General features: G+C 62.0%; 17 protein-coding genes. 13 read left to right on the top strand and 4 right to left on the bottom strand.

The window, feature by feature from the left end; genetic code table 11:
- Window positions 1–134 precede the first annotated feature (134 nt).
- From BLT26_RS00590 to BLT26_RS00545, 10 genes are all read left to right on the top strand, one after another.
- Window positions 135–1,241: a hypothetical protein gene (locus BLT26_RS00590; protein WP_091506488.1), complete on the top strand. Its 1,107-nt coding sequence runs from the start codon at window positions 135–137 to the stop codon at window positions 1,239–1,241.
- On the top strand, window positions 1,238–1,909 hold the full coding sequence (locus tag BLT26_RS00585) for a GntR family transcriptional regulator (RefSeq protein WP_091506484.1): 672 nt from the start codon (window positions 1,238–1,240) through the stop codon (window positions 1,907–1,909). The genes BLT26_RS00590 and BLT26_RS00585 overlap by 4 nt, the downstream gene beginning before the upstream one ends.
- Before the next feature lie 6 nt (window positions 1,910–1,915).
- Window positions 1,916–2,224 carry a DUF6122 family protein gene (locus BLT26_RS00580; protein WP_091506480.1) on the top strand — a complete coding sequence of 103 codons (309 nt, stop codon included), beginning with the start codon at window positions 1,916–1,918 and terminating at the stop codon, window positions 2,222–2,224.
- A gap of 357 nt (window positions 2,225–2,581) precedes the next feature.
- Window positions 2,582–4,009 (top strand): aspartate ammonia-lyase, encoded by a 1,428-nt coding sequence (aspA, locus tag BLT26_RS00575; protein ID WP_091506477.1) that lies wholly within the window; start codon window positions 2,582–2,584, stop codon window positions 4,007–4,009.
- A 165-nt stretch (window positions 4,010–4,174) separates the two neighbouring features.
- Window positions 4,175–5,524: an aspartate aminotransferase family protein gene (locus BLT26_RS00570; protein ID WP_091506473.1), complete on the top strand. Its 1,350-nt coding sequence runs from the start codon at window positions 4,175–4,177 to the stop codon at window positions 5,522–5,524.
- A gap of 136 nt (window positions 5,525–5,660) precedes the next feature.
- Window positions 5,661–7,046 carry a glutamine synthetase family protein gene (locus BLT26_RS00565; RefSeq protein WP_091506469.1) on the top strand — a complete coding sequence of 462 codons (1,386 nt, stop codon included), beginning with the start codon at window positions 5,661–5,663 and terminating at the stop codon, window positions 7,044–7,046.
- A 306-nt stretch (window positions 7,047–7,352) separates the two neighbouring features.
- Window positions 7,353–8,204 (top strand): OmpW/AlkL family protein, encoded by an 852-nt coding sequence (locus tag BLT26_RS00560; protein WP_091506466.1) that lies wholly within the window; start codon window positions 7,353–7,355, stop codon window positions 8,202–8,204.
- 175 nt (window positions 8,205–8,379) lie between these two features.
- Entirely contained in the window at window positions 8,380–9,723 is a 1,344-nt protein-coding gene (locus BLT26_RS00555; protein WP_091506462.1) for a glycosyltransferase family 4 protein, read from the top strand.
- Window positions 9,723–10,472, top strand: coding sequence for a class I SAM-dependent methyltransferase (locus tag BLT26_RS00550; protein WP_091506459.1), 750 nt, complete (start codon window positions 9,723–9,725; stop codon window positions 10,470–10,472). The genes BLT26_RS00555 and BLT26_RS00550 overlap by 1 nt, the downstream gene beginning before the upstream one ends.
- Complete coding sequence (locus BLT26_RS00545; RefSeq protein WP_091506456.1) at window positions 10,469–11,593, top strand: prenyltransferase/squalene oxidase repeat-containing protein; 1,125 nt, start codon at window positions 10,469–10,471, stop codon at window positions 11,591–11,593. The genes BLT26_RS00550 and BLT26_RS00545 overlap by 4 nt, the downstream gene beginning before the upstream one ends.
- On the opposite strand, the gene BLT26_RS00540 is transcribed toward BLT26_RS00545, so the two are convergent.
- The gene (locus BLT26_RS00540) at window positions 11,522–12,139 is read right to left on the bottom strand and encodes a class I SAM-dependent methyltransferase (protein WP_091506453.1); all 618 of its coding nucleotides are present in this window, start codon (window positions 12,137–12,139) and stop codon (window positions 11,522–11,524) included. The two genes, BLT26_RS00545 and BLT26_RS00540, sit on opposite strands and share 72 nt — an antisense overlap.
- An 89-nt stretch (window positions 12,140–12,228) precedes the next feature.
- Between BLT26_RS00540 and BLT26_RS00535 the strand changes: the two genes are divergently transcribed.
- Both BLT26_RS00535 and BLT26_RS00530 read left to right on the top strand, forming a co-directional pair.
- A complete protein-coding gene (locus BLT26_RS00535) occupies window positions 12,229–12,951 on the top strand; it encodes a DapH/DapD/GlmU-related protein (RefSeq protein WP_091506449.1) in 723 nt (240 codons plus the stop codon).
- Window positions 12,952–13,063: 112 nt separating this feature from the next.
- The gene (locus BLT26_RS00530; RefSeq protein WP_091508641.1) at window positions 13,064–13,588 is read left to right on the top strand and encodes a shikimate kinase; all 525 of its coding nucleotides are present in this window, start codon (window positions 13,064–13,066) and stop codon (window positions 13,586–13,588) included.
- A gap of 28 nt (window positions 13,589–13,616) precedes the next feature.
- Here BLT26_RS00530 and BLT26_RS00525 read toward each other — a convergent pair whose 3' ends face one another.
- Complete coding sequence (locus tag BLT26_RS00525; protein WP_091506446.1) at window positions 13,617–14,087, bottom strand: Lrp/AsnC family transcriptional regulator; 471 nt, start codon at window positions 14,085–14,087, stop codon at window positions 13,617–13,619.
- 306 nt (window positions 14,088–14,393) lie between these two features.
- Between BLT26_RS00525 and BLT26_RS00520 the strand changes: the two genes are divergently transcribed.
- Window positions 14,394–17,951, top strand: coding sequence for an indolepyruvate ferredoxin oxidoreductase family protein (locus BLT26_RS00520; RefSeq protein WP_091506443.1), 3,558 nt, complete (start codon window positions 14,394–14,396; stop codon window positions 17,949–17,951).
- Between the two features lie 75 nt (window positions 17,952–18,026).
- Here the strand turns inward: BLT26_RS00520 and BLT26_RS00515 are convergent, their stop codons facing one another.
- On the bottom strand, window positions 18,027–19,322 hold the full coding sequence (locus tag BLT26_RS00515) for an OprO/OprP family phosphate-selective porin (RefSeq protein WP_091506440.1): 1,296 nt from the start codon (window positions 19,320–19,322) through the stop codon (window positions 18,027–18,029).
- Window positions 19,323–19,460: 138 nt separating this feature from the next.
- Window positions 19,461–20,366, bottom strand: coding sequence for a TraB/GumN family protein (locus tag BLT26_RS00510; RefSeq protein WP_091506437.1), 906 nt, complete (start codon window positions 20,364–20,366; stop codon window positions 19,461–19,463).
- Between the last annotated feature and the right edge of the window lie 195 nt (window positions 20,367–20,561).

The raw sequence follows: 20,561 nt of genomic DNA, 5'->3' as shown, positions 1-20,561 counted from the left end.
GGCGGGTGGCAGTGCCCGGGATGCTCATGTGGTAATGCACACTGCGCGTCCTGTGGGCTGGCACTAGCAGTCTGCCGGTTGAAGTACGAGGCGGCGGCCCGGAAGGTCGCCCTTAAGGAAATTTGGGAAGATTTGTGAAAAAAAGATCCTGCGTAATACTGGCGGGGGCGGCTGCCGCCCGGCAGGTCCGGGCGGAGGGCCTGCGCCAGGAACAGATTTCGACCCTGGTGGGGGCTTCCGGGGGCCCCAAGTGGCTGGTGATCAGCCAGCTGGACCGGGTACTGATGGGCGAGTTCTTCCGGGATCGCCAGCACCCCATCGCCACGGTGGGTTCCTCGATCGGCAGCTTTCGCAATATGTGTTACGCGATGGACAGGCCGCTCGAGGCCCTGGAGGCACTTGAGTACGGGTATATCCACCAGGCCTATGATTCCGGCAAGCCCACACCCGCCGAAATCACCACTACCGCGGAGCAAATCCTGCAGGATGTGTTGGGTGACGAGGGAGCGGCACAGGTAGCAGCCAATCGCATCTGGCAGAGCCATTTCGTCACGGTGCGCGGGCGCGGGCCCCTGGCCAGTGAGCGCCGCGCGGTGCTGGCGCCGGCCCTGCTGGCCTCGGCACTGGCCAACGCATTTTCGCGTCGCAGTCTGAGTGCGTTCTGGGACCGGGTGGTGTTTCACGCGGGAGACTCCCCGACGGTAAAGTTCGACAGCCTGCGCACCGTGAATATTGCCCTGTCGCGCGAGAACGTGCGCAGCTCAGTCCTGGCCAGTGGCTCCATTCCCCTGGTGATGACCGGGGTCCAGAATCCGCACGGGGCGCCGCTTGGCAATTATCGCGATGGCGGGATAACCGATTATCACTTTGACCTGCGTTTCCGCCACCCGGAAGGGCTGGCGCTGTACCCACACTTCTTCCCTTACATGGTACCCGGCTGGTTTGACAAGAGCCTGACCTGGCGCTGGGTGCGGGGCGGGGCCATGCAGAACGTCCTGTTACTGGCACCGTCGCCGGCGTTTGTGGCTTCGCTGCCATTCGGCAAGATTCCCGATCGGGATGATTTCTACCAGTTGAATACTGAAGAGCGGCTCAAGTACTGGCATGCGGTAGTGGATGCGAGCAGGCGCGTGGCCGAGGACTTTTTCGAAATGTGGCAACAGGGGACAATCGCCGAGCATATGATCGAGGTGGGGCGTGACGACGTGTTGCACAAGCTGGACAGGGTGAGTGCCGCATGAGCGGTCAGCCGGAATTCAGTGCTCCGCAGGAGGAGTACCGCACCACCCAGGAGCGGGTCTATTTCCAGGTGCGCGATGCCATCCTGCGCGGCAAGTTCCTGCCGGGACACGCCATCACTATCCGCGGGTTGGCCGCGGAACTTGATTGCAGCCCCATGCCGGTTCGCGAGGCGTTGCGGAGGCTGACATCAGAGCGAGCACTGGAGCTGTCGGATACCCGCCGCGTGACGGTGCCGACCATGACACCGGAGAAACTCGCCGAGATATGCGCCGCGCGGGTGGCGCTGGAATGCCAGGCCGCTGAGCAGGCGCTGCCTTTCGTCGGCCCCGACGAGCTGCGCGAATTGCGCCGGCTCGACGAGCGGGTGACCGATGCCCTGGCTGAGAAGGATATCCAGGAATATGTCACGGCTAACCTGGAGTTTCACTTCACGCTCTACCGGCTGGGGCGCCCCCACATCATCCTTTCGCTGATCGAGAGCCTGTGGCTCCAGACGGCCCCGTTGCAGCATCTGGTGTTCCAGCGTTTCGGTGTCCAGGAGTTGCCTGACCGGCACCAGGACCTGATCGAAGCCATTGCCGCAGGCGATGCAGGGCGAGTCCGGACTGCCATCCGCCAGGACATCGAGGAAGGCCTGGGGTCTATTTCCGCTGAAGAACTTTTGTAGGATTCAATGTACGGCTTTATTCATATCTCGCTTCACCTGGTGGTGCCAATTGCCCTGGCCTGGATATTCTTCCGCAACGACTGGCTCAAGGCCGCCCTCATTATGCTGGCGGCAAACCTGGTGGACCTGGACCACCTGTTCGTGCAGGCCAGCTCCGGGCCGGTGCAGTGCGCAATCAACAGTTACCCACTGCACACCATGCTGCCGATTTCGCTGATGGGTGCATTGTTGTTCCTGCCCTGGAAGCCCATACGCATGCTCGGGGTAGGGTTGGTAGCCCATATGCTGATCGACGCGGCCGGCTGCGGTATCTGATTTCTCAGTCAACAACCGCCCGCATAAACCCGGGACCCTAAAGTCGTTACTCCCTGGCCACATGACTATAACCTCCCGGTTGAAGCCGGGTGCACCCCGCCAGGGGATCACAATGCCCAGCAAACTACTGCTCTGTTCTGTAAGCCTGTCGCTGGAGCCGTTGGTGGTAGGGTTTCGCTAGCCACCGTTATCCCTGAATTCTCGCCACGGGGGCGGCGAGAATCGCCACTGGTCATTGCCGGCCCGGGTGCCGGCGTTACTATTCCCGCGCCCGGACCACGGGCACGGCTTCTTTCCTGTTTCACTTATTGGCCGGGCGCGACCGCGCATCGGCCGGCCCTCTGTGTGGAAAACATCATGAGCGACACTGTCGACTTTCGGGTGGAAAAAGACCTGCTGGGCGAACGGCCGGTACCGGCTGCGGCCTATTACGGGGTGCAGACCCTGCGTGCCCTGGAGAATTTCAGTATCAGCGGTATTCCCCTGAAGCACTTCCCCGACCTGGTGGTGGCGCTGGCCATGGTCAAGCGTGCCTGTGCCGGCGCCAATCGGGACCTGGGCAAACTGGAAGAAGAGCAGCACCGGGCGATTGCGCAGGCCTGTGATGAACTGGTCGGGGGCCGGCATCACGAGCATTTCTGTGTGGACATGATTCAGGGCGGCGCCGGCACGTCTACCAACATGAACGCCAATGAGGTGATCGCCAACCGGGGCCTGGAAATCCTCGGGCACAATCGCGGTGATTACGATGTCCTCCACCCCAATATTCACGTGAACATGTCCCAGTCCACCAACGATGTGTACCCCACGGCGCTGCGGCTGGCGATGGTCTTTGGCCTGCGTGAGCTCACTGTAGCGGCTGGTGAGCTGCAGGAGGCGCTGGCAGAGAAGGGCAGGGAGTTCAGTTCGGTCCTGAAGATGGGGCGCACCCAGCTGCAGGATGCGGTGCCCATGTCCCTGGGGCAGGAATTCAGTGCCTTTGCCACCAATATCGGCGAAGAGGTGGCCCGCCTCAATGAAATGGCCGAGCTGCTCACCGAGGTCAACCTGGGCGGCACCGCCATTGGTACCGGGCTCAATACCGAGGCGGACTACCGCGAGCTGGCCATCGGTCACCTGCGCCGGATCAGTGGCGTGCCGGTGAAAGCCGCTGCTGACCTGGTGGAGGCCACCTCCGACATGGGAGCCTTCGTGCTGTTGTCGGGCATGCTCAAGCGCTGCGCGATCAAGCTGTCGAAGATCTGCAATGACCTGCGCCTGCTGTCCTCCGGGCCGCGCGCGGGCCTGAACGAGATCAACCTCCCGCAGAAGCAACCGGGCTCGTCCATCATGCCGGGCAAGGTCAACCCGGTGATTCCCGAGGCTGTCAACCAGGTGGCGTTCACCGTCATCGGCAACGACACCGCAATCACCATGGCGGCCGAGGCAGGCCAGTTGCAATTGAACGTGATGGAGCCGCTGATCGGGTTCAAGCTGCTGGAGTCGATCCGCTACCTGGGCGCGGCCATGGGATCCCTGCAGCGGGACTGCATCCAGGGCATTACCGCCAACGAAGAGGTCTGCCGGGGTTACCTGGAGCAGAGTATCGGCCTGGTCACGGCGCTCAATCCCTACCTGGGATATGGCAAGACCTCGGCCATCGCCCAGAAGGCCCTGGCGACCGGGCGCAGTGTCCTGGAGCTGGTGATCGAGGAGAACCTGATGAGCCGTGAGCAGCTGGAAGCGCTGTTGAGCCCCGAGGCCATGCTGGCGCCGGCAACCCGGAGTCTTGACCTGCCGGTCTGAATGCTGCCGCAGGCTTGCCACCCTAGAGTTGACTGGTAGCTGCCAGCTATTGCACAACTCCCGCAGCTGGCACTAAAATGTGATCACAAATTGCGGCAGCCGAGCCGCGGGGCCCCGCCGGCAGGTGCGGGCTCGATCGCGCTGTAACCAGTCAGGAGTGACAATATGAACAAGAGCGAACTGCAACAACACGACCGCGAGCACCTGCTGCACCCTTTTACCGATTTCAGTGACCTGGGCAAGCAGGGCACCCGTGTGATCACCAATGCGGACGGCGCCTATATCTCTGACATCGACGGCCACCGGATGCTCGACGGGATGTCCGGCCTGTGGTGTTGCAACCTGGGGTATAGCCGCAATGAGATTGCCGACGCGGTCTACGAGCAGCTGCGCACCTTGCCGTTCTACAACAGCTTCTTCCAGTGCACCACCGTGCCCTCCATCCAGCTGGCTGACGCGCTGGCAGAGGTGACCCCGGCGCACATGAACAATGTCTTCTTTACCGGCTCTGGCTCCGAGGCCAACGATACCAACCTGCGCCTCATCCGGCGCTACTGGGACCTGAAAGAGCAGCCCGAGAAGCGTATCGTCATTTCCCGCAAGAATGGCTACCACGGCTCCACCATTGCCGGCGCCAGCCTGGGTGGCATGAGCGGCATGCACAAGCAGTTCCAGGCGCTGGATTACATCGAGCATATCCAGCAGCCCTACTGGTTCGGCGAGGGCGGTGATATGTCCCCGGAGGAGTTCGGTATCCACGCGGCCCGTTGCCTCGATGAGAAAATCCAGGAGCTGGGCCCGGAAAAAGTGGCGGCATTTATTGCCGAGCCGATCCAGGGCGCCGGCGGCGTGATCATTCCCCCCGAGACCTACTGGCCCGAGGTGAAAAAGGTGCTCGACCAGTACGACATCCTGCTGGTCATGGACGAGGTGATCTTTGGCTTCGGTCGCACCGGCGAGTGGTTCGGCGCCGATTATTACGGTATGAAACCGGACCTGATGACGTTCGCCAAGGCTGTCACCAACGGCTACTTCCCGCTCGGCGGCACCATGGTCGGCGATCGCGTGGCCGAGGTCATCAAGTCCAGGGGCGGCGAATTTACCCACGGCTACACTTACTCGGCGCACCCGGCCGCCTGCATGGCGGGCCTGGCCACCATCAATATCCTGCGCAACGAGAACATCATCGAAAATGTACGTGATGTGACCGGACCCTACCTGGCGAAACGCTGGGCTGAGCTGGCAGAGCACCCGATCGTTGGCGAGGCGCGCAGCCTGGGCATGGTCGGTGCGCTGGAGCTGGTGAAAGACAAGGGCAGCCGGGCACGTTTCGACGACGACTGCACCGCCGGTGGCGTCTGTCGCGACATGAGTATCAAGAACGGCCTCGTCATGCGGGCCACCGGTGACACCATGATCATTGCGCCGCCGCTGATCATCACCACCGAGCAGGTGGATGAGCTGGTGGAAAAGGCGCGTCGCGCACTGGACGACACGGCCAAGGCCATGGCGTAGTATTGCTGCCGGGGCGCGGTCTCACCTATGGTGAAGCCCGCCCCGGTACACAGGGTAACTTACCCGCTGGGGCTCCCAGCCCTGTCGCGGCCGCGGGCCGCTCCTCCACGGACGATTACATAACGCCGGGCATTGTATGTCAGAACCAAAAGAATTCACGCCATCCGCAGAAATCCTCGCCGAATCAGAGTCCTTCCTGCGAGATCACCCCGACCTCAAGTGGATCGAAGGATTCGCTTTCGATATCAACGGGATCCCCCGCGGCAAGTGGCTGCCGGCAGATGCCGCGGGCAAGCTGCTTGAGGGGGGCCTGCAGATGCCGCGCAGTGCGGTCAGCCTGGATGTCTGGGGGCGCGACATCGAGAACAGCCCCCTGGTGTTTGCCAGTGGCGACAGTGATGGCATTTGCATCCCGGTGTCGCCGATCTCCATGGCGCCCTGGCATCGCGAGAAAACGGCACAGCTGCATATGCAGCTGCACGAAGCCGATGGATCCCCCCTCTACGCCGATCCCCGTACCCAGTTGCAGCGCGTGGTGGAGCGCCTCGGTGAACTGGGCTACCGGGCGGTCTGCGCCACCGAGCTGGAGTTTTACCTCTTGCGCGAGGATGTCGATCACCTGGCGCGCCCGCGCCCGGTCAGCGACAACGACGCTGAGCTGGTGCCGTCAACCGACGTCTACGATCTCTCCGAACTCGATGCACAGCGACACTTCTTTGCCGATGTCCGGGCTGCCTGTGAAGAGCAGGGCATTCCCGCTGATTCCATTCTCTCCGAGTGCGCTCCCGGGCAGTTTGAAATCAACCTGCTGCACAGCGCGGACCCGTTGAAGGTCGCTGACCAGACGTTATTGTTCAAGCGGCTGCTGAAGGGCGTCGCGCGAAGCCACGGTCTGCGGGTCAGCACCATGGCCAAGCCCTTTGGCGACCAGGCGGGCAACGGCATGCATGTGCACCTGAGCCTGGTCGACGAAACCGGCAACAACGTATTCAACGACGGTAGCGAGGAGGGCTCGGACCTGTTGCGCCAGGCAGTGGCGGGGATGCTGGCCGCCGCCAACGACTCCATGGCGGTATTTGCGCCGCACAGCAACTCCTACCGCCGTTTCCAGGAAAGCTCCCACGCACCGCTCAACCTGTGCTGGGGTTATGACAATCGCACCACCACCCTGCGGGTGCCGGCCAGCAATCCGGAGGCGCGCCGAATCGAGCACCGTATTGCCGGGGCGGATGTAAATCCCTACCTGGTGTTGACCGCGATACTCGCCGGTGTCTGCCACGGCCTGGAGAATCGGCTGGAGGCCCCCGACCCGGTGGAAGGTGATGCTTACCAGGTGGAGAGCGAGCAGCTGATTAACACCTGGGGGGCGGCGCTGGAGCGTTTCGAACAGAGCGCCCTGTGGCAGAAATACCTTGACCCGCGTTTCGTCGAACTGTTCGTGCTGCTAAAGCGCCAGGAGCTGGCGGAAATCGCTGCACGGGTAACCGATGTGGAATACCAGAGTTACCTGCACAGGGTGTGAGGGCCTGTCCCCGGCATGAGAGAAAGCATTTTGCGACTCTCGCGACATGTGACAGGGAACCTCTGCTATACCTAATTACAGACAGGCGAATAGCGTGTCTCAAGCTCTCCTCCTGAAAGTGTGTTCGAGAAAACTGGCCCGCCTCTGGCGGGCATTTTTTTTGTTCATGTGAGCATCCCGGAACTTTATTTCCCCTTCTGCGATCCTTGTAGGCGAGCCTTACTGCAGTATGTGAAAGCCCACCTATACTGTTGGTAACCGCACATGCGGCGAAGGAGCTTTTAAGCGTTACAAGGAGTACCCCCCATGAGACTGAAGCCCCTCCTCATTCCCCTGGCCGTGGCGGTCAATGCCGGCCTCGCCGCACAGTCGGCTCTCGCAGGTCCCTCAGGTTACCCGGTACAGGCCCCGCCACCCCCTTCCGGTTACATTGCAGGTTCCATGATTGTCCGTGCCGGTGCCGCCTGGGTGGATCCCGACGAGGACTACCGTACCTTCCAGGGCTTCCTGGCCGACAATCCCTCGACCGACCCGGTAGAGTCAGTGCCGATCGATGTCGGGGTCGGGCTCGACATAGATGACGAGACCACCTGGTTTATCAGTGGCACCTATATCTTTATGGATCACTGGGCGCTGGAACTCTACTGGGAGAGTGACGCCGGTCTGGATGCGACACTCAGTTCCGCTGCTTTCGTCGCTGATACCGGTGAGTTTATCGGCGCGTTTTCCGAAGGGCTGGGTGAGTTTGATTACAGCACCGTCAGCCTGTACCTCGACTGGTTCTTCCTGGATCCGTCCTGCCTGTGGCAGCCCTACGTGGGAATCGGTATTGCCTACACGAATATCGACGAGGACTTTATCCGCGGTGTGACCCGGGTGGAGGGCGGCCGCGATCACGGGCTGATCAACTTTGGCAGCGATACCAGCTGGACAGCCCAGGTCGGTGTGGACCTGGCTTTTGGCCGTGACGACACCTGGATAGTAAATGCCTCGGCCATGTACGTTGATTCAGAGCCGGACCTGGAGCTCGGTTTCAATACCTTTACCCGCCCGGCCGATTTTGGCGAACCCGTTGAACTGCCGGTGCGCATTCGAGACGAACTGCAGATCGATCCCTGGATCTTCAACCTGGGTGTCGGTTATAAGTTCAGTTTCTGATCAACTCGGGCGTACATCACGGGAGGGCAGTTTTCTGTCCTCCCGTTTTTTATTGCGTGCACATGGTTGCAGCTACCTGAGTTGTGGACGCTATGGCGGTGGCAGTCATACCCCCGCCAGTGTATTCTTCGCCTGTACTTGCAGCCGCCAATAATATGAATTGTATGGGGAATCCATGACCGCCCTGGAGTATCGTGCAGACGGTCCCGCTGTTTCGAGTCCGCGTCCACTCAAGATCTGTCTCCTCGGCTACCGCAGCCACCCGCATTGCGGGGGGCAGGGGGTCTACCTCCACTACCTGAGCAAGGCACTGGTCGAAGCGGGCCACTCGGTGGACGTGATTTCCGGCCAGCCCTACCCGGAGCTGGATGCGCGCGTCCGCCTGATAAAGATGCCCGGCCTGAACTTGTATGAACATGCCAACCCGACACGTGCGCTGCGCTGGCGGCACCTGCTGAGCTGGGCGGATTTCTTCGAATGGTGGGGCAAGCTCACCGGTGGCTTTGCGGAACCCTATACGTTCGGCCGGCGGGTGGCGAAATACCTGGGCCGCCAACGGGGGCAGTACGATATCGTGCACGACAACCAGTCACTCTGTTACGGTCTCCTGGATATCCAAAAATCGGGCGTGCCGGTGGTGGCGACCATTCACCACCCGATCACTCGCGACCGTGACCTGGCACTGGCGGCGGCGCCTGACTGGCGCTATCGCCTGCTGGTGCGCCGCTGGCACAGTTTTCTGCGCATGCAGGCCCGCGTGGCGCGACGGCTGGCCCATATCGTAACCGTGTCGAGGCAGTCGCAAGAGGATATTGTCGAGCAGTTTGGTGTGGATCCAGGCCATATCGAAGTAATCCACAACGGGATCGATACGTCCATATTTCGCCCGCGGGACGATGTGAGGCGCATTGCCCATCGCATCATGACCACCGCCTCGGCGGACCAGCCCCTCAAGGGACTCCAGGTCCTGCTGCAGGCATTGGCCGGCCTGCGGACGCAATACCCCGATCTCGAGTTGCTGGTGATCGGTCGCCTGAAAGAGGGAGGTGCGACCGCTCGCCTGTTGCGGGAACTGGAGCTGGAAAATGTGGTGAGGTTCGAGTCCGGCATTTCCAATGAAAAGATGGCCGAATACTATGCCAGCGCATCGGTAGTGGTATGCCCGTCGCTCTATGAAGGCTTCGGTCTGCCCGCCGGCGAAGCCATGGCATGCGGTACGCCCGTCATTTCCAGCGACGGCGGTGCATTGCCTGAGGTGGTCGGTGATGCGGGGATACTCGTGCCCGCCGGAGACAGCGAAGCACTCAGCGCTGCCCTGGAGCAGCTCCTGGGAGATGGAGCCTTGCAGGCGGAGTTGGGCGAGAGGGGCAGGATGCGCATCCAGCGCGAGTTCTCCTGGAAAGTGGCCGCGGCACGCCTGGTCGAATATTACCGGGGACTCATCTCTGCAGGGGAAGCACGCGGTGAATTGCGCCCGCTGTCCCTGCCGGTTTCCGGTGACAAGGCGGAGGCCGCCTGATGATCACTGTCGATCCTGCCAAACTGAAGCTCGCTCCCGGCCAGCGGGTACTGGACCTGGGCTGTGGGGAAGGGCGCCACGCCATTCACCTGATGCTCTCTCACGATGTCGATGTGTTCGGCGTGGACCTGGATTTCAGGGATGTCAGCACGGCCCGGGAGCGAGCAGCGCCTTTTTTAGCGGAAAGCCAGCCGGCTGGCAGGCTGTTGCTCGGTGTTGCCGACGGCCTGCATCTGCCATTCGCTGATGACAGTTTCGATGTGGTGATCTGCTCCGAGGTGCTCGAACATATCGAGGACTACCGCGGCATGCTGGCAGAGGTCGACCGCGTCCTGAAGCCGGCGGGAACCTTTGCTGCGAGTGTGCCTGCTTTCATACCGGAATGGATCTGCTGGAAACTGAGTGATGACTATCACCAGGTCGAGGGTGGCCATATCCGGATTTTCCGGGAGCGGGAACTGCGGGGAAGTATCGAGGCACTGGGTCATCGCTGTTTTGCCCGGCACAAGGCACATGCACTTCACGCACCCTTCTGGTGGCTCAAATGCCTTTTGTGGGATCGTCCTCAGTCCGCTCTCCTCCGGCAGTATCACCGCTTGCTGGTCTGGGACCTGATGGAGCGGCCGGGCCTGACCCGCGTGCTGGAGAAGCTGCTTAATCCGGTTCTTGGAAAAAGTATCGTGCTCTATTTTGTAAAGCCCTCTGCTGAGTCCCTGGAACCTGCCCGGGCGGCGGGGGCGCACGCATGAATACAGCCGTTTCAGCCTCGCCACCGACGTCGGCAGGCGATGCATTGTTTCCGGCCGGCTTCGTCCGGGACAGCGCCGATTATATTCTTTCGCAGCAATTACCTGACGGCTCCATTCCCTGGTTTCGCGGCGGGTATGCGGATCCCTGGGACCACGTCGAAGCGGCGATGGGACTCAGTATTGCCGGGGAATATGCAGCGGCGGAAAAGGCCTATGCCTGGCTTGCGGGCGAGCAGCTGGCCGATGGCAGCTGGTGGGCCGCCTACAAGGATGGCGACGTGCATGACAGTGACCGTCGCGAGAGCAACTTCGTCGCCTACGTGGCCACCGGTGTCTGGCACCATTTCCTGATTACGGGCAACCGGTTGTTCCTGCGCGAGCAATGGCCGATGGTAGAGAAGGCGCTGGGTTTCGTACTGCGCCTGCAGACCAGCACCGGCGATATTCACTGGGCGGTGGATGCAGATGGCTCACCTCGGGAAGATGCGCTGGTTACCGGCTGTTCCTCGATCTACAAAAGCCTGGAGTGTGGCATCCGGGCTGGCCACGCCCTCGGCCAGGTGCGAACCGACTGGGTGGCGGCCCGGAACCGCCTGGGTGAGGCGCTGCGGCACCGGCCCGAGCGATTCGATCGCACATGGGAGAGCAAGGCGCGCTTCTCGATGGACTGGTTTTACCCGGTGCTGACCGGAGTCTTTCGCGGGGATGCCGCACGGGCTCGCCTGCGGCGGAAGTGGAATGAATTTGTGGTGGACGGGCTCGGCTGTCGCTGCGTCAACGACGAACCATGGGTTACCGTGGCCGAGAGCTGCGAACTCACCATGGCCCTGGTTGCGGCCGGGGAGCGTGGTCGGGCAGCGGAGATTTACCGCGGGCTGCACCGCTGGCAGGATGACGATGGCGGTTACTGGACCGGCTATGTGTACCCTGACGAGGCGATCTGGCCAGAGGAAAAAACCACCTGGACAGTGGGGGCCATGCTGCTGGCGGCAGACGCGCTCGCGGCACTGACGCCGGCCAGCGAGCTGTTCACCTCGGTGAGCCTGCCATCACACCCGGCGCAGGATGCCGAGGGTATCGACCATTTCGACCAGCTCGAACTGGGCGGAAGCCAGCGCTAGTTTGTAGATCTCATAGGGCGCCTGGCCGCCATCGTTCGGATCGGGGAATATGTCGTGGATGGCCAGGTAGCCGCCGGGCACAATATGCCTGGCCCAGCAGCGGTAATCGGTTATGGCTGCTTCGCGCGAATGTCCCCCGTCGATGAAAACCAGGCTGAGGGGAGTGTTCCAGTAGCGTGCGGCCACTGCGGAACTGGCCACGATCGGCACCACCCAATCCTCCAGGTTCGCCGCGCGGATATTGCGGCGGAAAGTGCGGAAGCTGTCCATCAGCCGGGCACCCTCATCGTACAGGTCCGGGTCGTGGTACTCCTCACCCCGCTGGTGTTCCTCTGAGCCGCGATGGTGGTCCACGGCGTAGAGCAGGCCGTTCATCAGTTTACAGGCGGTGGCCATGTAAATCGTGGACTTGCCACAGTAACTGCCGACTTCGAGGCAGGCACCGGATCCGCTCGCTTCCGCGGCCAGGTGATAGAGAGCCTCGCCCTCATGTGCGGCGAGGAAACCCTTGATGGAGTGAATATCGACAGGCAGGCTGATGGACATGTGGAACCGCTATTTTTCTGGATTTTTGCCAACAGTAAACCGGCCCCTGGGGAAAAGCAATTGGCGCCGGGAAAGGGGAGCCTGCTGACATGCGCAAGGACCACCGCCCCTATTGGTTGAAGCACCTGCAGCTGCGCATGCGCAACTGGCGCGCGCGCCGCTTCCTGTGGCCCCAGTTCGACTCTATCGGTCGCGAGCCGGAGATCATGGACCCCGGCTCCGTGCAGGTTTTCGGCGAGCGCATCCACCTGGGTGATTACCCACACCTTATCTCCACGCCGGACAATCCCATCCGCTTCACCACCCTCGGCCACCGGGGCAAGAAGGCAGAGATATCGGTCGGTGATTGCGTGCTGATTTCTCCCGGAGTGCGCATTTCCGCTGAGGAGAGCATTCATATCGGCAACGCCTGCATGATTGCGGCCAATACCTATATCAGCGATTCCGACTGGCACGGCCTTTACAACCGGACCCGGCCCTTCCGCTGCACCGCGCCGGTGAGGCTGGGCGATAATGTCTGGCTGGGCGACAGCGTGATCGTGTGCAAGGGCGTCAGTATCGGCGACAACTCCGTGGTCGGGGCGGGCAGTGTGGTGACCAGGGATGTACCACCCAATACGGTCGTGGCCGGCAACCCGGCGCGGGAGATTCGCAAGATCAACCCCCGCCGGCGTATGATCACACGGGAGGCGCTGTTTGCCGATGCTTTCCGCCAGGCCCACAACATGGACGAACTCGACAGGATGCTGCTGGCCGGCAATTCGCTAAGCGGCTGGCTGCGCAGCCTGTTTTTTCCCCGCCGCGGGGACTGATCCTTTTCCCCGCGTGGGCGACCGCAGGGTGCCGGGCAAGGGCAAGCAGGTATGCTTGTTAACACAATAAGCGACACACAGTAAGCGACAAGTGATCGGTGATACGAAGTTCATGAAGAAGTCAAAGAGCCTGGTACTGGTGGGAATGCCCGGAGCGGGCAAGAGTACGCTGGGGGTGCTGCTGGCCAAGGAGCTGGCCCTGGATTTTGTGGACACCGATGTCCTGATCCAGTTACGGGAAAACAGGACGCTCCAGGAAATCCTGAACGAGACGGGCTACCTGAACCTGCGGCGTATCGAGGGTGAGGTCATCGAGTCGGCATGCCTGCCCAATCACGTGATCGCCACCGGCGGCAGCGCGGTATACAGCGAAGCGGGGATGAAAAACCTCGCCAGCTTTGGGCCGGTGGTGTTCCTGAATTGCTCTGCCGATGAGTTGCGCCGGCGAATCCACAATTACGACAGCCGGGGCATTGCCAAGGCCCCGGGGCAGTCGTTCGAAGAGCTGTTCGAGGAGCGCCAGGAGCTTTACCGCAAGTATGCCGATATCACCGTCGACTGCGACGACCGCGACCTGCAGCAGGTGCTGGACCAGGTCCTGGCGGAGCTGGAAGCAGCGGACCAGTCGCGGGACTGACCTCGCCGCAGGTGGGCGCTCCGGGTTCCTAGAGCGGTAGCTGGGTGGTGTACTTCACCTGCTTGAGGGCAAAGGTGGAGTTCACCGATGCCACATTCGGCAGGTGAACCAGGGTGCGCTTGAGCAGCTGTTCATAGTGCTCTACGCTGTCGACCACGACTCGCAACACATAGTCCTTGTCGCCACTGGTCGAGTAGCACTCCACCACTTCCTGGACATCCTGCACGGCGGACTCAAAGCTGTTCAGTGATTCTTCATCGTGGTTTTGGATGGTCACATAGCAGTATACTGTGACTCCAAGGTCAAGTTTTCGGGGGTCCAGCAGGGTGACGCGGCCGCGGATGATGCCCTCGGCCTCGAGGCGTTTGATACGGCGCCAGCAGGGAGTGTGGGAAAGGCCCACTTTGTCTCCGAGTTCCGCCATGGAATAATCGGAGTTCTCCTGCAGCGCTCGCAGAATCTTGCGGTCAAAATCGTCCAGGTCTGTCGAACGCTTCATATAAACTCCTGTCCTACAGTTAATACTCAAATCGAGATGACTGTCATAATATTAAGCTTAAAGCAGTGAATAAAGCAATGTTTCCTTGCGCTTTAAGCACTAGTATGACCTGACCTTCCCGTCTTGCCCCGCCGGCACCCACGAGTGTCCCGGCGGTAAAGCGGGCTACCGGCCCCGGATTTGGCCATCTCCCACCCTGCCAGGTGGGTGTGGCAAGGGGGACCTGGACGAGCCGGAACAATAACGAACAGCGAGCACCGGGCTTCCGGCGGAAGCCCGGTTGAACAGATAACCGGAAGTAGTCGTATGAGTGAAGCAGTCAAGAGTCCGCAGTCTGCGGAGCAGTCCCAGCCCGGAAAGATCTCCCTGGATGATCGTTACACCACCTTGAAGGGCAGGGTGCTCCTCTCTGGTATCCAGGCCCTGGTGCGCCTGCCCATCGACCAGATGCGCATGGACCGGGCCCGCGGCCTCAACACCGCCACCTTCATCTCCGGTTATCGGGGGTCGCCGCTGGGCGGCTACGACCAGCAGCTGAGCCGTGCCAGCAAGCTGCTGGAAGAAAACAATATCCGCTTCGTACCCGGCGTGAACGAGGAGCTGGCCGCTACCTCGGTCTGGGGTTCCCAGCAGGTGGGGCTGTTCGACGGCGCCGAGGTGGATGGTGTCTGCGGTATCTGGTACGGCAAGACGCCTGGCGTCGACCGTTCCGGCGATGCCTTCCGCCATGCGAACGCCGCTGGCTCCTCCCCCAAAGGGGGAGCGCTGATCATCGCCGGCGACGATCACGGCTGCAAATCCTCCTCCTACCCCGGGCAGTCCGAATTTGCGTTCGTGGACATGCATATCCCGGTGCTGAACCCGTCCACAGTACAGGAAGTGCTGGATTACGGGCACTACGGGCTGGAACTGTCGCGCTTCAGCGGCTGCTGGGTGGCAATGATCACCCTGGCCGAGAATATGGACAGCTCGAGCACTGTGGAGGTGGATCCGGAGCGGGTGCAGTTCAGCTACCCGGAAGTGGAACGCCCCGAGGGCGGCCTGAATATCCGCAAGCAGGACAACCCGCTGGAGCAGGAAGAGCGGCTGTGGCGCTACAAGCGCCCTGCGGCCCTGGCTTTCGCGCGCGCCAACAACCTGAACAGGGTGGTGCTCGAGAACCCGCAGGCGACCCTGGGTATTGTCAGTACCGGCAAGGCCCACCTCGACCTGATGCAGGCGTTCGAGGACATGGGTATCGACGAGCAGCAGGCGCGGGACCTGGGTATCCGCATCCTCAAGGTGGGCATGACCTATCCGCTGGACGTGCCGGGCATCCAGGAATTCGCCCGCGGCCTCGACTACCTGCTGGTGCTGGAGGAGAAGCGCAGCCTGATGGAGGTGCAGCTCAAAGAGGAGCTGTACAACGTACACCTTCAGGACCCCAACTTTCCCCGCATCCTCGGTAAGGTCGACGAGCACGACCGCCCGCTGATGCCCATGTACGGCGAGCTCTCGCCGGCTGTGGTGGCCCAGGTGCTGGGACGGGTGCTCGGTGACCGTGAACTGGGCGAGCGCGCGAAGCACCGCCTGATGCGCCTGAATTCACTGGCGGAGCGCATCTCCCGCCAGACCGGTTCCAGCGTATCGCGCCTGCCAATGTTCTGTGCCGGCTGCCCGCACAACCGCTCCACCAAGGTACCGGAAGGCAGCCGGGCGCTGGCCGGCATCGGCTGTCACTACATGGCCCAGTGGCTGGACCGCGAGACCTACACCTTCACCCAGATGGGCGCCGAGGGCGTGAACTGGGTGGGCCAGGCACCCTTCACCAGTGAGAAGCATGTGTTCGTCAACCTGGGCGACGGCACCTATTTCCATTCCGGTATCCTGGCCATTCGCGCCTCCGTGGCCGCCAAGGTCAATATCACTTACAAGATCCTGTTCAACGACGCCGTCGCCATGACCGGCGGACAGCCCCACGATGGCGAGCTGCACCCGGACATGATCTGCCGCCAGGTCCTGTCCGAGGGTGTGCAGAAGGTGGTGCTGGTGATGGACAACCCGGACAAGTACCAGGGCGCACTCAAATTCCCCAAAGAGGTCGAAATCCGCCACCGCGACCATATGCCCGTGGTGATGGAGGAATTGCGCGAGACCGCTGGCTGTACCGTGATCATCTACGACCAGACCTGCGCCACCGAGCTGCGCCGCAAGCGCAAGCGCGGGCTGCTGCCGCAGGCGGAAGGGCGCCCGTTTATCAACGAGCTGGTATGCGAAGGCTGCGGGGATTGCGTCAAGCAATCGAGCTGTATCGCGGTGGAGAAAGTGGACACTGCGTTTGGCGACAAGCGCCGTATCAACCAGACCGGCTGCAACCAGGACATGTCCTGCGTCAACGGTTTCTGCCCGTCCTTCGTCACGGTCAAGGGCGGCAAGCTGAACAAGCGCGCCGGCGTGGGCGATGTATTGCGTACCGAGGCGGACAAGCTGGATCCGCCACAACTGCCGTCACTGGACGAACCCTATAACCTGCTGGTGACCGGCGTGGGCGGCACCGGCGTAGTCACCATCGGTGCCCTGCTGGCGATGGCGGCCCATATCGAGGGCACGGCCACCAGCACCCTGGACCAGACCGGCCTGGCGCAGAAAGGTGGGGCTGTGTACTCCCACGTGCGCTTTGCGTCCGCGCCGGAGGCCCTGAAGGCGGTGCGTATCTCCGACGGCCGTGCCGACTCGCTGCTGGCCTGCGACCTGATCGCCGCGGGCAACCTGCAGGCGTGCCTCGCCAAGCTGGACGAGACCCACACCCGCGCCGTGGTGAACACCCACCTTGCCCCCACCGCCGCGTCAGTGCTCGGGCGGGAGGACGCCCACTCGCCGCAGGCGGTACTGGATACCATCAACGACGCCGTGCGCGCGCTGGATGCGGTCGAGGGGCACCGGCTCACCGAGGCGGCTCTCGGGGACACCTTGACCGCCAACATCTTCATGCTCGGCTTCGCCTGGCAAAAGGGCCTGCTGCCGCTGGGGCTGGACTCGCTGCAGCAGGCGATTGAACTCAACGGCGTCGCCGTGGAGGCGAACCTGCAGGGCTTTGCCGCCGGTCGCCTGGCGGCCGCCAATCGCGCCGCGCTGGATAGCCTGCTGAGCGACACGCGGCGGGAAGCGGCGCTGCCCCGGACCCTGGAAGAGATTGTCGCGCACCGCGCCGAGCACCTGACCGGGTACCAGGATGCCGAGCTGGCGCGTCGCTACCGGGCGCTGGTGGACAAGGTGAAAGATGCCGAGACCCTGCGCGTTCCCGGGGCCGAGGGCCTGGCCGAGGTGGTGGCCCGTTACTACGCCAAGCTGCTGGCCTACAAGGACGAGTACGAGGTCGCGCGGCTGTATACCGACGGGCGCTTCACCAAAGCGCTGGAGGAAAACTTCGCCGGTGACTTCGAGCTGGAATTCAACCTGGCACCGCCGCTGCTGGCTCCCTTCGACAAGGCCCTGGGCCGCCCGCGCAAGATGAAATTCGGCGGCTGGATGCACCGGGCGTTCGGTTTGCTGGCTCGCCTAAAATTCCTGCGCGGTACCGCCTTCGATGTGTTCGGCTACACGGCCGAGCGACGGATGGAGCGCGAACTGATTGCTGCGTACGAGCCGCTGGTGGATCGCGTGATCGGCGCCCTGAACGCGGACAATCATGCCGAGGCCATCGAGTTGCTGAGCTACCCTGACCGGATCCGCGGATACGGCCCGGTGAAGGAGGCGAGTGTGAAAGAGGCTGCGAAGTATCGTGACAGCACACTGGAGCGCTTTGAGAACCCCTGCGGCAGCGCCGGTAAACCGGCCGCCACGGTTGAGGTGTTCGACCCGGCCACGGCTCAGCAGGTTGGCTGAACCGGGGAAAATAGAAAACGGGGCCTCCGGGCCCCGTTTTTTTATGGGTGCCGGGCAGGCGGGCCGCTTTCCCTGTTACCAGTTCATCTGCGCGCGTATGCCCAGCTGGTCGGTTCCGTCGCCGGTAAAATCATCGTCGCCCCAGCGGTAGTTGAGCATAAAGCGCACCTTGGGGTTGTGGTAGTAATTGACGCCCACGATCCAGCTGTCCGCCTCCAGGTGGGAGATCTCATCGTTCTGGATGGATTCGTAGCGGGCGGTGAGCTCCCAGGCGCCCCAGGGACTGCGCGGTTTGGGAGATTTGAAGACGCCCTTTTTGTTGTTGTAGGGCTTGTGCTCCCCGGTGATCAGCCAGCTTCCCTGAATATACCAGGCGTGCACATCCTGGTCCCCGATGAAGCACCCGAAATCCGGATCGCATTCGAACGACGGTGGTGCGTCGAAAAAGTCCTCGAACACCGCTTCGGATACGTTGTAATCCCCCTCGTAGTCGCCGTAGGTGTATTCCATCTGCGCGTAGAAGGGGCCGTGGGCGCCTGCGAGTTCCAGCCCCAGCGCATCCACTGTTCCGCCCTGGTCCCCGAAGAAAAATTCCTCATCGTCGAAATCACCGAAGAAGAAGTCCTCGTCGCCAGGGGTGAGCGCGATCAGCTGGCTGGGGCCGCGCCGGCCGGCGTAGTCGGCATCTGCCTCCAGCGGCTCGGAACCGCGATTGGCGTTCTCGAAGCTGTAGGAAATACCAAAATGCAGTGTGGTGAGCGGGTTGTTGATCGGGGCCCAGGTAAAGCGGCCTGCAACCCCCACCCCCTCATTGCGGGGCGTATCAGCGTTGCGCAGATTGAACGCCATGACCCCGGCGGTATAGCAGTCCCAGTAATTGTTCCAGCCGATTCCCTGCTGGAACTGCCGCCCGTCATAGATTCCCGTGGCCGTTGTGAAAGGGCGCTCCAGCATCAGGATTTCATTGGAGCTGGTGAGTTCCTCCATCGCCCGGAACGGTTTGAACTGGCCAATACGAATGATGCCGCCGAAAAAGTCGTGGCCGAGCCAGACTTCGCGAAATCCCGCCAGGGTATCACCGGCGGCGAAATCCTGTTCAAGTTTGTATTTCCAGCTGTACGCCTTGCCCGTCAGAGTGATCCGGGCGCGGCGGAATTCCGTGGTGCTGACGGGGTCTTCGATATCCGAATCGAAGAGGTAAGTGTCAAAATGGATGCGCCCGCCCAGGGTGGCGGAAAAGGTTCCGTCCTCGCTGACAATCTCCAGGTCGCCCTCGGTCTTGGCCGTGTCGGCAGATACCTGCCAGGAGAGCAGGGCGGCGGCCATGAATGTGATAATACTGTTGGCGGAGCGGAAGGTGCGGCTGTCCATGCCGGGACTCCTGTGATGGCTTTACCCTGCACCGGAAACCGGTGCCACCAGAGTGTAGACCAGCCCTTTCAGGTTTCTGCCGCTTCGCCTACGGAGCCTCGCTGCCGGGCGCGGCGGGCAGTGGCGCATCCGATAACATTACAGCTGCTTCAGCGCAAAGCCGCGCTTTTCCAGCTCGCTGATAACGCTCTTATCCCCCGTCAGGTGGCCGGCGCCCACGATGACGAACAAGTGTTTGTAGCGATCGTCCAACCTGGCAATCTTCGCGGCCATGTTGCGATTACGGTCGAAGAAGATCACCCGGTAAAGCGCTGCGTATTCCGGGTGTTCCCGCAGGCTCTCGCCAAGTACCAGCTCGTACAGGCCCTCCATATCGCCGGACTTCCATGTGGCTGTCATGCGGGTGACAAAGCTGTCTATCTCTGCGAGTTGCTCCAGGGTTTGGTCTAGCAGCAGGTTGGGGTCATCCAGGCTGTTGAGCATCGACAGCTGCGCAAGGACACCTTCGAGTTCCAGGACCGGTTTGCCCGAGCGATGGGCCTGTTTCAGGAAGTGGCGGTCGATGCCGAGTCCCGGGTCCAGTCCCTGTGCGCGGAGCTCGAGCATGCTCAGGCTGATCATGGCGATGGCGGGACGCTGGCGCACAAACATGGCCTCAGGGATCTGGCGGCGTTGCAGCCACTCCCTGAGCCTGGCGTAGACCTCGGCCGAGAGTTCATCGCGGAGGGTCCGCTGGCCGGGGTAAAAAGATGCCCGCATGATTTTTTCCTGCAGCGCCATATCCTTCTCGGCCGCCAGTACATCTGCTTCCACCACCAGGGCCTGGCTGTCGCGGTAGGCCTGCTCAATGCGTTCCCGCAGCGGGTAATAGTCCGGCGTGGCGAGGTGCACGGACCCGAGCAGGTAAATGGTCACGCCTTCCTTCTCCGCTTGCCAGAAAATACCCCGGTCCCCGGCCGCGAAAGCGGTGGGAATGAGAAGGAGCGCCAGGAAGAGTAGCGAAAGCGTCCGCCTCAATTGCGGGAGAATGGATTGGTTGCGCATGTGCGGTTCCTGTGATGGTGGGCAGATCGTGCAGGGCCTCCCCGGGTGAAGTCCGGCCGTCGTCGGGCGGGCGGGGACATAGGCGAATTGCGAAAAATGCGCAGTGCGCCTCGGCAGGATTTTTGCCCCTGTGGAAAATGGGCCCCAAACAAAAATAGCGTACGGGATGTTGGCGATATATGCGAGTAGTTCAAA

The organism is Microbulbifer yueqingensis, from assembly GCF_900100355.1.
Classification (GTDB): domain Bacteria; phylum Pseudomonadota; class Gammaproteobacteria; order Pseudomonadales; family Cellvibrionaceae; genus Microbulbifer; species Microbulbifer yueqingensis.
This window is presented reverse-complemented; position numbering and strand designations above follow the sequence as displayed.